Below are 11483 nucleotides of genomic sequence, written 5' to 3'. Positions count from 1 at the left end.
AAGATGAAGACCATCAAGGTGCAACGGGTCACAGCCATGGACGCGGCGAAGATGTGCAAGCTCTTCCGGCGCGAGGACCGCTGGCTGATCCTGGTCAACGCCGACCCCGACGCCCTGGGCTCGGCCATGGCGCTTAAGCGTCTCATGTCCCGGCGCGTGGAGGCGGCGGACATCGCCCGGGTCAACGAGGTCACCCGGCCCGACAACCTGGCCATGATCCGCTTCCTGCGCATCCCCCTGGTCCGCTTCACGCCGGATATGGTCAAAAACTACACCCGCTTCGCCCTGGTGGACTCCCAGCCCCACCACCATCCGGACTTCGCCGGGATTCCCTTCTCCGTGGTCATCGACCACCATCCGCTGCGGCCCGACGCCCCGGTCACGGCGGCCTACGTGGACATCCGCCCCGGGCTGGGCGCGACCTGCACCATCCTGGCCGAATACCTGCGGGCCATGCGCATCCGGCCGGGAAAACTCCTGGCCACGGCGCTCATCTACGGCATCAAGACCGACACCCAGAACTTCTCCCGGCCCTTCCAGCACGGCGACATCCTGGCGTTTAGCGGCCTGAACAAGTACGCCGGGCAGGATCTTCTGCGCCGCATCGTGCACAGCGAGTTCCACAAAAGCTGGCTCAGGTACTTCGACCGGGCCTTCCGCAAGATGCGCTTCGTGGGCGCGCGCGGGCTGTTCGTGTTCATGGACCACCTGGAGAGCCCGGACATCCTGGTCATTCTGGCCGATTTCTTCACCCGGGTGCATGGGCTGTCCTGGGACATGATCTGCGGGGTGTCCGAGGGCAAGGCCGTGGCCGTGTTCCGGGGCGACGGACTGTTCCGGGATATGGGCAAGGTGGCTTTCGAACATTTCGGCGACGTGGGATCGGCCGGGGGACACAAGACCATGGCCCGGGCCGAGATCGACATGGCGAAACTTGCCGGGCAGGACCCGGAGAAATTTTTCTGGAAGCGCCTGACCGGGAAACGGATGGGGAAGCCTGCCAAGAATACATAGCCCTGCCCGGCCACGGCCCGCACCAGCCCCCCAAAAACACCTCTGTGTTTTTGAGAAAAAACATCCTTGGCCGCCCTACCCCGCCACGGCCCGCACCCCGCACGGACAGGTGAAATCCCCCGAGGTCACGAACCCCATCTCCAGGTCCGCCATCCAGGCCGAGGTGAACGTGCGCCGATCCGCGCTCCACACCCGGCGCAGGGCCGGATCGAACACCGGGTCCGCGCAATGCGCCGTCCCTTTTTTCACCGGCCCAAGCAGGGTTAAAAGCTCATCCATGGTCGGCAGCCGCCAGTCGGCGCGACCGGCGAACCCGCTTCGGCAAAGCCCCTGCGCGTAGGCCAGAGCCCCGCCGAAGGTGACCGGAAAAAGCGCCCCGCCCCGCTCCCACACAAGGCCCGTGGCCGTATCGCGCACCGCCCCGTCCCCCAGGTCCGTGAACCGTCCCGCGGGCGCTTCCGGGCAGGCGTAGCGCACTGGCCGCCACAAGGGGTCCAGCCCGAACCGCTCCCGGGCCGCCTTGAGCGCGATTTTCTCCGGCGTTCGCCGCACCGCGCGGCAGTCCCCGGCCGGACCATCCCATCCGCCCGGCCCGGCCGCATCCGCCCCCTCCGGTCTCTCCGGTCTCTCCGGCCTCTCCGGTCTCTCCGGCCTCTCCGGTCCCGGCCCCTCCTCAAGCAGGGAGCAGGCCCGGGCCAGCCCCGCATCGTACTCCCTGGACAGCCCGGCCAAGGCCCGGCGCATGGCCACGGCGTCGGGGAACCGCCGACCTGGGTCGGGATGCACGGCCGTGGCGAAAAAGGCGTCAAAGGGTTCGCCGAACTCGGCGTCAAGGGAGCTTGGGGCGTGGCGGCGGCCTGCGTCGTCCACGGGCAGCCGTCCGGTGAGCATCCGGAAAAGCGTCACCCCGGCGGCGTACAGGTCGGATCTGGCGTCGGCGCACTGCGGGTCGGCCTCCTGTTCCGGGGGGCAGTAATACGGCGACCCCACATTCAGGCCCACAGGCGTCTGAAAGTCCTCGCCCCGGGCCTTGGACAACCCGAAGTCCGTGATCTTCACCACGTCGTCTTCGGTCAAAAGCAGATTGTAGGGCTTGATGTCGCGATGCACCACCCCGGCGAAGTGCAGCCGGGAAAGTCCGGCCAGAAGCTGATCCCCCAGGCGAAACGCCCGGCGCGCGGGCAGGCTCCGGCAGGGGGCCTCCACCCGGTAGCTCTCGCCAAGCACCCGCCCCAGATCGTCGCAGTGATAGTCCATGACGAAAAACGGCTGCCCCGCCGCCTCGCCGAAATCCCACACGTCGAGCAGGTTCGGATGGCTCACCGCCCCCAAGACCGCCGCCTCGGCCACGAACCGCTCCCGCAGCGCCTCCCGTCCCCACAGATCCACCAGCAGCTCCGACGGATGCAAAACCTTGACCGCCACCACCCGGCCCGTGACCGGGGCCAGGGCCTTGTACACCACGCCCATGCCGCCCCGCCCCAAAAGCCCCAATATCCGGTATTTTCCAATGCACCGCATGTCTCACCACAGCCTTTTGGCATACCGCTCAGGCAGCCCCCGGGCCACGATCCGGTCCGCCGCCGCCTTGATGTCGTAGGCCACCCGGCGCACGGCCACCGTGGTGTCCGCCGGATCGAAGATCACATACTTGGCCCGGTTGTCCCCGTCCCGGGGCTGGCCCACGCTGCCGCAGCACAGGATATAGCGTCCGCCCGCCTCCAGGGACAACGCCTCGTCGCCAAGCTCCAGCCGCGTCAGGCGGCCGCCCGAAAAACATGCCCCTTCCAGCACATGGGAATGGCCCACAAAGCACACCCGCTCGGTGAAGTCCGCGAAGGCCGCCGCCAGTTCGTCGTCGTCCCGGGTGATGAAATAGGTCAGGGGATCGTCCGGCGGCATGCCGTGGGTGAAACGGCACCCGTCGAGGACCAGATGCCCGGGCAATCCAGCCAGATATTTCCGATCCGCCTCGGACAACAGTTCGCAGGTGCGCTCCAGGGCCTCGCGGCTTTGGATGTGGAAGCACCTCTTGCGGCAAGCCGGATCAAGCGCGCCTTTTTCATGGTTGCCGAGAATCGCGGCCATGCCCCGCGCCTGCACCACATCGAGCACCGCGCCGGGGTCGCCGCCGTAGCCGATCATGTCCCCCAAGGCCACCAGCCGGGGCGGCCGCCCCCATCCGGCGGCCAACGCGTCCAGGTCGGCCAAAACCGCCGTGAGCGCCTGCAGGTTGGCGTGGATGTCGGCCAGCACGGCGATGCGCCGGGGAGGGGCCGGAGGCGTGGGAGGCGTGGGAGGGAGAGGAGGGGAGGAAGAGGGAGAGGGAATGCCTCCGGCGGCCAAAGGGGGTACACCCCCTTTGGAATCCCCGGACGGGGCGGCAGGGGTCATGGGGTGGTCTCCAGCCGAAGTTGGCGTGGGAGGCGGGGTGTGAAGAATGCCTCCGGCGGCCACAGGGGGCGCGCCCCCTTTGGAATCCCCGGGCGGGGCGGCAGGGGTCATGGGGTGGCGTCCGGAGGAGCCAGGCGCTCGTAGGCCCGGCGGGCCAGGTCAGCCACGCCCGTGGGGACGAGCGCGCCGTCCCGGAAAAGGTCGAAGCGGTAGGGGTCGGAAAAAAGCGCGGCCAGGGCGGCGAGTATGGCCGGAGTCGCTGGCGGGGCCAGACGTTCCAGGGCCAGGGCGCAATATCCCCGGGACTCGGGGTCGCAGTCGCCAAGCCCCGTGACCAGATCGGGCACGGCCGGGGCGACCAGTTCTGGCCGGACCTGGGCCAGCCGGGCCAACCCCCAATAGGCCCCCCGACGCAGGGGGGCGTGGTCGATGAAGGTGCAGTCCTTGTCCAGGTCGCGGATGTAGGAAGCCAGGATGCGCGAGAACTCCCGGGCCAGGGGCTCGCTGTGGACCAAGGTCTCGGCCATGGCCTCGGGAACGCCCCAGCCGATGGACCCGGATTCCTCATTGAGCGACCACATGAACCGCCGCACGAGGTTGCGGCCATCCTCCAGCCGGGCCTCGGCCAGCCGGGCCACGGTGCGTCCCAACGCCGCCACGGCCCGCCAGCGCACCAGGGGCACGGGAGATAACAGGGCCGACAGAAGCGGCCCGGTGAGCGCGGCCGCAGGCAGCGGCTCCAGACCGGCCAGGGCCGCGTCCGTGGAGCGCGACGTGGCCAGGGCCGCCAGGACGGTTTCCTTGAGATGGCGGGTGCGCGGCATGGGTCCATCCCCTGGCGTCGCCACGGGACGCCCGACGACGCGCCGCCGGAAAAAACTCCCGACGGGAAAAAGACGCTAGGCCGACAGCTTCTCGGCCAACTCCCGCACCATTCCCGGATGCGGGGTGAATCCCGTCTCCACGGCCTTGTCCAGGCACTCCTTGGCCTGCGCGTATTCACCGCGCTCCATGTGCACCAGGGCCATGTTGTTGTAGGCCGGGCCGAACTTGGGTTCGATCTCCACGGTCTTTTTGCTGTAGTCCATGCTCATGTCCAGCTCGCCCTGCATGAAATAGGCGCTGGCCAGGGACGACAAGGCCTGGACGAACTTGGGATCCTGGCGGATGGCCTTTTTGAGCGCCGCAATGGCCTTGTCGGCCTCGCCGCGTTGCAGGTGGACAAAACCCACGTTGGCGTGGGGCACGGCGAAAAGCGGCCGGATCTTGATGGCCCGCTCGTTGTATTCCAGACAGCCGTCCAGATCGCCCTTGTTCATGGCCAGGCCGCCCAGTTGGACAAAGGCCTCGACCAGGGTGGGGGAACATTCCACGGCGCGCAAGAATTCCGCCTCGGCCTCCACGTAGCGGCCCTTGGCCACATAGGCCGACCCCAGGTTGTAGTGGGTCACGCCGCAGCCGTCGTTGTCGCGCAGGCGACCCTGCATCTCGACGATGAATTCGTCGGTGTTTTTGGCTTGAAAATCCATGATCTCGTCCATCCCTGCTGGTTAGAGATTTGGGGGAGCGACGCGTCCCTAGGGCTTGGGTCCGAGCTTTCCCTCGATCCCTTCCCGCTTCATAAGCTCCTGGTGCCACAGGCAGAACTCATACATGCCCCGGTGCCGCTCGGAGCCGTTCATGACCCCCATGCACAGCTCCCAGGCCCCCCTGGAATATTCCGTGCTGACCTCGCCCTGGCCCCGGGTCTGCAAAAACTCCCGGATAAGCTGCTGGGAGGTGCGCCGGGTGGGATCCTTGCGGATGTCCAGGGGATCGTGGGGTTCGGAAAAGGGATCCCAGGCCGCATACCCGATCTTGTCGATGAATTTTTTGCGCCGGGGGGAAATCTTGTCGTAGATGGCCTTTTTGAGCATGGCTCGCTCGGCGTCGGTCATCTGTTCCATTTCAGCTCCTTGCGCCGGAACCGTCCGGCTCGGCGTCTTGATCGCCGGAACCGTCGGCGTCGTCAGGACCGGCCAGCACCCAGGAGGTGGACCCGCCGCAGGAGGCGCAGGCCGCCGACCCCGGGGCCTCGCCGCAGCTGCTACAGTCCCCGGCCGGGGCCTCGGGGGCCAACCCCAGTCCGGCCGGAGGGGCCATCTCCCGGGGGGCGTCGGCCGCCGCATCGGCGTCCGCGCCGTCTTCTCCGGCGACGCCCAGGTATTCCGGGGTGTATTCGGTCAATAAAGCCATGGACACGGGCACCAGCATGTCGGCCAGAAGCGGGAACGTGGAGCCGATCCCGGCCGCCAGTTCCCCGGACAGGGCGAACAGGCGGTCCTGGAGGATCTCCACCTTCACCGTGGGATAGGCCCCGCCCGGGGTGAAGCCGGACTTGCCGCAGGAATGGGCCTTGCCGCCGATCTCCATGGGCACGCCGTACAGGCGGCAGGTCACGGGACGGCAGTCGTAGAGCAGGCAGCGGTCGTCGTCGCCCAAAAGCGGGCAGCGGATGCGCTCCCGGGCCAGATCGGCCAGGATCGTTTCCGTGGACACGCCCTTTTCCCCGGCTTTGACGGCCTTGCGCTTGAGCTTGTAGTGGGCCCGGTCGGAGGCGTCCGCCAGATCGAGAATCCGTTCCCGCGGCAGCCCCTTGGGAAAGCGCTCGTTGAAGGCCGCGTTGAGGTACAGGGCCTCCACGAGGCTTACGTCGAACAGGGCGTGGCAGCAGTCGCTGCACCCCTCGGCGCAGGTCACGGCCTCGGGGCAGGCCTTTCCCACCTTGGCGAACACGGCGTCCACCTCGGCAAGCAGGGCCCGGTATTTCTCGAAAAAGGGGGCAAAGGTCACAGGCATGCGCGCTCCGGTTCTTTCGCGGCCGCTTCGGCGGCCGCAGACGGCGACGGGAGCGACCGGCATCCCGGCCGCCCCCGCTGTCCGGTCAGATTCGTTGGGAAAATTATTGTTCCTCGACGGTGATGGCGTCCTGGTCGCAGACCTCGACGCACGACTCGCATCCGAGGCATTCCTCCATGTTCACGGCCACGGCCTTCCCGTCGCGCAGCTCGTAGACCTCCACCGGGCAGACGTCCACACACTCGCCGTCGCCGATACACTTGTCATGGTCGACCGTGATCTTGTACCCCATTGCGATCCTCCCCAGCTTCCTGTCGCGCACCCGCGAACATGCTCTCAAAAAAAGGCCCGCCGCATCTTCCGAGTCATCATATCAGACCGGCTGGCAACACTATCCGCACGTCTTTAGACCTGTCAAGGGATGCCGATTTCCCCGCCTCCCCTTGCCATGTCCGGGGATGATGTTACTTCTTTTCCCGCCGGGAGGCGTCATGGGGTCCGTCCCCCGGGCAAGGAGGATGCAGGCATGTGGGAAAAACTGATCATTGCGGCCATCGTGGTGGCCGCCCTGGCGTACACCATCCGGCGCATGGTGCGCACCGGCAAGTCGCCCTCGTGCGGGTGCGGCTGCTCCTCGTGCGGGAGTTCGCCCGCCGGGAAGGACAAATGCGGCCAGTAAACCGCCTTTTGGCTGAAACGCGTACCACAAGGCCCCGAACCACGGTTCGGGGCCTTGTCGTTCCAGGTTCGTCTACAGGTAGCGCAGCCGCAGGCTTTTGCGCGGCGGCAGGCGGAAAAAACGGGACTTCGGATATCCCGCCATGAGCGCGCCGCAGACCTTGTGCCCCGGCGGCAGCCCGATGCGCTCCCGAAGGGGCGGCCAGGTTTCCGCCGCCCGGCGAAACAGCCCGGCCCAACAGGTTCCGAACCCCAACGCGTGGGCGGCCAATTCAAAGTGCGACAGGGCCAGGACGCAGTCCGTGGCCGGATCGTACCAGCCCGAGGCGTCGGCGTGGGCCACCACCAGATGCGGCGCGCCGCGCAGCATGACCTCCCGCCCGGCGTCGAAGGCCGCCACATAGTCCGGCATGATCCCGGCATGGCGCAGCCCGTCGGCCACCATCCCGGCCAGCTCCCGCACCACGCGGGAATCCTCCACCACCAGCCAGTGCGCGGGCTGCATGTTGATCCCGGACGGGGCGTAGCGGGCGGCGTCCAGGGCCTTTTCGAGAAGCTCGCGGGGCACGGGCCGGTCCTTCCAGTTACGGATGGAACGGCGCGAGGTCAAAAAGTCCAGCCCCGCCTCCGGGGAAAGGCCCGACCGTCCGGAGACCGCCGGGGCCGCGTCCGGGGACAGGCCGTCCAGCTTGAGCGCCCCCTTGGGGCAGACCGCGAAACAGTGGCCGCAGCGGATGCAGCGGCTGTCCGCGTCCGGCACGGGAACGGGCAGGCCGTCCTCCCCGGGCGCGAGAAGCCCCTGGGGACACTCGGCCACGCAGATGCCGTCCCGGGCGCACAGCCCGGGATCGATCACGATGAGCGTCATGACGTGTCGTCCTTTTTTCGTGTCAACCCAGATCAGCCCAGATCAGCCCAGATGCGACCGGGTCCAGGCCGCCAGGTCCGAGGCGCTCTTGGCCCCCGAGACCCGGGCCGCCTCCCGGCCGCCACGGAAAAGGACCATGGTGGGCACGCCCTGGATATGCAGGCGGTCGGCGATGTCCTGTTCCTCCTGGGTGTCCAGCTTGGCCAGGATGACGGTCCCGAAAAGCGTGGCGGCGGCCTGGTCGAAGGCCGGGGCCATGGCCCGGCACGGGGCGCACCAGGGGGCCCAGAAGTCTACCAGGACCGGCAGGCCGCTTTTGCCGATGACCGCATCGAAATTCGCGGCCGTCAGGGTCACGGGATGCGGCTCAAGGAGCGCGCCGTGGCATTTGCCGCAGGTCGGCCCCTGGACGATCTTCCCTGGCTCGACGCGGTTGACGGCCAGACAGGCGGGACAGACAGCGTGAAAGGTGTCGGGCATGACGAAGCCTCCGGGGACGTGGAATCCGGGACGCCCGAGGCGCCCCGCGTCCTGGCGGCATGGCTACCTGTTTTCCCGGCGGTTTGAAAGTCCCCGGGGGGCAGGAACTCAGGCGAAGCCCACGGCGCGGCGGATGATGTCCGAAAAGGTCAGGATGCCCTGGATGCGGCCGGCCTCATCCACCACGGGGGCGTGGCGTTGGCCCTTTTGGCGCAGATGCAGAATGACCTTGTAGACCATGCCGGTTTGGGGCACGCAGGTCACCGGGGACGACAGCAGACCGGCGACCGGGCTGTCCAGGCCGTCCGCCAGGGAAGGGCCTCTGACGGCCAGATCCCACTCGGTGACGATCCCCGTGGGCCGTCCGTCCTGCACCGTGAGCATGCAGCCCATGCGGCGTTCCAGCAGGGCCTGGGCCACGGCCCTGGCGGTCATTTCCGCAGGCCCGGCCAGCACGCTTTTGCTCATGATGGTCTGGCAGGTGGTGTTCTCCATCATGTAGTCCAGCCCCAGGGCCGTGGCCAGATCCATGTCCGAGACCACGCCGACCATAAGACCGGCCGTGTCGTACACCGCCAGGTGCTTGACGCGCTTTTCCTGGAGGATGCGGCAGGCGTGGGGGATGATGCCGCCCACCGCGATGCCCGGCGCGGGGGCCAGCATGGCCCGTGAGGCCGTGGCCTCTGCCGTCGGAACTTCCAGCAGACATTTGAGCAGCGACCCTTCGGTGATCATGCCCGACACGGCCTCGTTTTCGCGCACGAAAACGCACCCCCGGCGTCTTTCGGCCATGGCCCGGGCCACCTCGGCCCAGGACGCCTCCGGCGCGACGTGGGCGGGGCGCCTGTCGGTGATCTCGCTGACGGTTCTGGAAAACATGTCCTGGCTCCTTATGAAAGAGCGCCTAACTGCATGATATCCGCCGCTTTCCCCGGGAAGTCAAGGCGGGTGCGGCAAGGCGCGCCCGGACGGCTTTCGGGAAGGCGAAAACCGCCCCCCGGACAACTTTTATTTTGCCGCCGCTTCATGTACCGTGCCGGGCCATGGGCGACGAGAAAAAACGATTCGATCCGGCGCTTCTGCCCCGCGTTCCCCCCTTTGTGGGCACGGTCAGCGACGAACCCTGCCTGAGCCTGGTGGGCATGGCCGGGGCCGGGAAATCCACCCTGGCCCGGCTGGTGGCCGGGATGCTGGGCTTTGCCCACCTGGATACGGACCGGCTCATCGAGGCCACCTGGGGGATGCCGCTGCAGGCCCTGCTCGACGCCAAGGGGCTCACCGAATTTTTACGCATCGAAGAGGATGTGGTCTCCCGACTGTGGCTGCGGCGCTGCGTGATCGCCACCGGCGGCAGCGTGGTCTACGGGCCCCAGGCCGTGGAGCGCCTCAGGCAGTGTGGTCCCGTTGTCTTTTTGCGCATCGACCTGCCCACATTTCTGGCCCGGGTGGGCGCGGCCGAGGACCGGGGATTCGCCCGGCCCGGCGGCAAGTCCCTGGAAGAGGTTTTTGCCGAACGCCAACCCCTGTACGAGGCCATGGCCGACTACCAGACCGCCACCTGCGGCATGTCCCCTGAAGACTGCGCCGCAGGCATCGTGGACTGGGTTCGCCCCCGGCTCGGGCCTGAAAAAAAGGATATCGCATGACGGGCGCACCCCGCCGGGCGCTTTTCAGCCGTCTTGCGGCCCTGTACCGGCGCATGGACGAGGCCTACGACGCCGTGGCGACCCCCCTGGGGTTTTCCTGCGACGGCTGCGCCACCAACTGTTGCATCAGCCACTTCCAGCACCACACCCGGGCGGAGTGGCTCTACCTGTTCGAGGGTCTGGCCGCCCTGCCCGAAGATCGGCGGCAGGTCTACCTCACGCGCGCGGCCCAGGCCGTGGACGCGGCCCGCCAGGCCCTGTCCCGGGGGGAAATCCCCCGGGTCATGTGTCCGGTGAACGACGACGGGCGCTGCGGCCTCTACGCCCACCGGCTCATGATCTGCCGGTTGCACGGGGTGCCGCATGTGCTCATCGGCCCGGGCGGGGTGCGGGAATTTCCAGGCTGCGTGCGTTGCGAGTCGCTTCGGGCCGCGTTTCCCGGGGCCGGGCTCATGGACCGCACGACGCTGTACCGGGAGCTGGCGGCCATCGAGATGGCGCTTTTGAGCAAGAAATGGGGCAGGCTGCCCAAGGTGGACCTGACCCTGGCCGAGATGCTCGTGGCCGGGCCGCCCCGCATATGAAGGGCACGGCAGGCTGTCTGCCCGAAACGGGCGGCGTGAAGCGGCGTATGACGGTTTTTTGGGTGGCGTGCGCCACACAATCGCGGTCTCATGGTCCGCAAGGCGAGGCGTGATGAACAGGACGTCTGGTTTTCCTTCCGGTCGGCGGGCGCTTATAACCATCCTCGCGGTCGTTTTCTTTGCAGCGGGATGTGCGGAACTGACGGCACGGCACCTGGATTCGCGCCATTGGAACCCCCAGGCGCAACAAACCATGGACATGCGCCATTGGCGGTTCGTGTTCGCCTCAGTGCCCACCCGGGAGAGCTACGGGATCAAGGGCACGGCCTCCCCCCGGGTCGAGACCCTGCCCACATGGGTGGACCGGGTGCAGGAACTGACCCTGACCGCCTATCTGCGCGATGTGGACGGCAACGTCCTGGCCCAGGACGAAAAAACCTATCTGCCCATGAGCCTGGCCGAGGCCCAGGCCGTCTCCTTCGACTTCTTCCTGGCCCCCAAGGCCAAACGCCCGGACACCAGCCTGTCCGTGTCCTTCGGCTACCGGGCGGTGTTCACCTCCACGGCGGCGGTGCGGGCCGCTTCCGGGGGCAACCTCCCGTCCCAGTTCGTCTTTTTTGCAGGCGAAGCGGCGCTTATGCGGGAATGATCCTCCCGCCCGCCAAACGTCACCGGATTACATTCCCCCTGTAACACGTCCCCGCCCGGGGGCGTGGTAAATGCCGTCCAGCCCGAGCAACGAGGCAGAGGATGGCGTCCATGACCGCATTTTGGCCCGAAACACCCGTATTCCCCCACACCACATGGACGCCCGCCGTCAGCCGCTCCATCCGCTAACGGCTCCGGCCGGGGCCGCCTCCCGCCACGGGAAACCCGCCACCATCGTCTCCACCGCCAAAGCCCGCCGCAGGCCGGAAGTCGGCCCGGAATCGGCGCGCCACGGCGTCAAAACATCTTTTCCCCGCCGTGTGGCGGGAACGT

At 67.6% G+C, this 11483-nt stretch carries 15 protein-coding genes; 5 read left to right on the top strand and 10 right to left on the bottom strand.

Features of this window, described 5'->3' with window-relative positions; all coding sequences use genetic code 11:
- Nucleotides 1-3 precede the first annotated feature (3 nt).
- The gene (locus GD606_RS16340; RefSeq protein ID WP_374190893.1) at nt 4-1014 is read left to right on the top strand and encodes a DHH family phosphoesterase; all 1011 of its coding nucleotides are present in this window, start codon (nt 4-6) and stop codon (nt 1012-1014) included.
- Nucleotides 1015-1089: 75 nt separating this feature from the next.
- Here the strand turns inward: GD606_RS16340 and GD606_RS16335 are convergent, their stop codons facing one another.
- The 7 genes from GD606_RS16335 to GD606_RS16305 form a co-directional block, all read right to left on the bottom strand.
- The gene (locus tag GD606_RS16335) at nt 1090-2535 is read right to left on the bottom strand and encodes a protein kinase domain-containing protein (protein WP_163302304.1); all 1446 of its coding nucleotides are present in this window, start codon (nt 2533-2535) and stop codon (nt 1090-1092) included.
- 3 nt (nt 2536-2538) lie between these two features.
- A complete protein-coding gene (locus GD606_RS16330) occupies nt 2539-3270 on the bottom strand; it encodes a metallophosphoesterase family protein (RefSeq protein ID WP_246298854.1) in 732 nt (243 codons plus the stop codon).
- Between the two features lie 245 nt (nt 3271-3515).
- Nucleotides 3516-4232: a DVU0298 family protein gene (locus tag GD606_RS16325; protein WP_163302306.1), complete on the bottom strand. Its 717-nt coding sequence runs from the start codon at nt 4230-4232 to the stop codon at nt 3516-3518.
- A 75-nt stretch (nt 4233-4307) separates the two neighbouring features.
- A complete protein-coding gene (locus tag GD606_RS16320) occupies nt 4308-4937 on the bottom strand; it encodes a tetratricopeptide repeat protein (protein WP_163302307.1) in 630 nt (209 codons plus the stop codon).
- A 48-nt stretch (nt 4938-4985) separates the two neighbouring features.
- Nucleotides 4986-5354, bottom strand: coding sequence for a hypothetical protein (locus GD606_RS16315; RefSeq protein WP_246298853.1), 369 nt, complete (start codon nt 5352-5354; stop codon nt 4986-4988).
- A gap of 1 nt (nt 5355) precedes the next feature.
- Complete coding sequence (locus tag GD606_RS16310; protein ID WP_163302308.1) at nt 5356-6246, bottom strand: YkgJ family cysteine cluster protein; 891 nt, start codon at nt 6244-6246, stop codon at nt 5356-5358.
- A gap of 103 nt (nt 6247-6349) precedes the next feature.
- Nucleotides 6350-6538: a ferredoxin gene (locus tag GD606_RS16305; RefSeq protein ID WP_163302309.1), complete on the bottom strand. Its 189-nt coding sequence runs from the start codon at nt 6536-6538 to the stop codon at nt 6350-6352.
- Nucleotides 6539-6772: 234 nt separating this feature from the next.
- Between GD606_RS16305 and GD606_RS16300 the strand changes: the two genes are divergently transcribed.
- Nucleotides 6773-6925 carry a FeoB-associated Cys-rich membrane protein gene (locus GD606_RS16300; protein ID WP_163302310.1) on the top strand — a complete coding sequence of 51 codons (153 nt, stop codon included), beginning with the start codon at nt 6773-6775 and terminating at the stop codon, nt 6923-6925.
- Between the two features lie 72 nt (nt 6926-6997).
- Here GD606_RS16300 and GD606_RS16295 read toward each other — a convergent pair whose 3' ends face one another.
- From GD606_RS16295 to GD606_RS16285, 3 genes are all read right to left on the bottom strand, one after another.
- Complete coding sequence (locus GD606_RS16295) at nt 6998-7792, bottom strand: nitroreductase family protein (protein ID WP_163302311.1); 795 nt, start codon at nt 7790-7792, stop codon at nt 6998-7000.
- Nucleotides 7793-7834: 42 nt separating this feature from the next.
- Nucleotides 7835-8272 carry a thioredoxin gene (gene trxA / locus GD606_RS16290; protein ID WP_163302312.1) on the bottom strand — a complete coding sequence of 146 codons (438 nt, stop codon included), beginning with the start codon at nt 8270-8272 and terminating at the stop codon, nt 7835-7837.
- Nucleotides 8273-8380: 108 nt separating this feature from the next.
- Entirely contained in the window at nt 8381-9151 is a 771-nt protein-coding gene (locus GD606_RS16285; protein ID WP_163302313.1) for a CBS domain-containing protein, read from the bottom strand.
- 164 nt (nt 9152-9315) lie between these two features.
- Between GD606_RS16285 and thrB the strand changes: the two genes are divergently transcribed.
- The 3 genes from thrB (at nt 9316) to GD606_RS16270 (ending at nt 11151) form a co-directional block, all read left to right on the top strand.
- On the top strand, nt 9316-9918 hold the full coding sequence (thrB, locus tag GD606_RS16280) for a homoserine kinase (protein WP_163302314.1): 603 nt from the start codon (nt 9316-9318) through the stop codon (nt 9916-9918).
- Nucleotides 9915-10502: a CxxCxxCC domain-containing protein gene (locus tag GD606_RS16275; RefSeq protein WP_163302315.1), complete on the top strand. Its 588-nt coding sequence runs from the start codon at nt 9915-9917 to the stop codon at nt 10500-10502. The genes thrB and GD606_RS16275 overlap by 4 nt, the downstream gene beginning before the upstream one ends.
- 253 nt (nt 10503-10755) lie before the next feature.
- Nucleotides 10756-11151 carry a hypothetical protein gene (locus GD606_RS16270; protein ID WP_163302316.1) on the top strand — a complete coding sequence of 132 codons (396 nt, stop codon included), beginning with the start codon at nt 10756-10758 and terminating at the stop codon, nt 11149-11151.
- The last annotated feature ends 332 nt before the right edge of the window (nt 11152-11483 follow it).

It is taken from the genome of Desulfolutivibrio sulfodismutans DSM 3696 (assembly GCF_013376455.1).
Classification (GTDB): domain Bacteria; phylum Desulfobacterota; class Desulfovibrionia; order Desulfovibrionales; family Desulfovibrionaceae; genus Desulfolutivibrio; species Desulfolutivibrio sulfodismutans.
The sequence above is the reverse complement of the archived record's forward strand: the minus strand, read 5'-3'. Positions and strand labels throughout refer to the sequence as shown.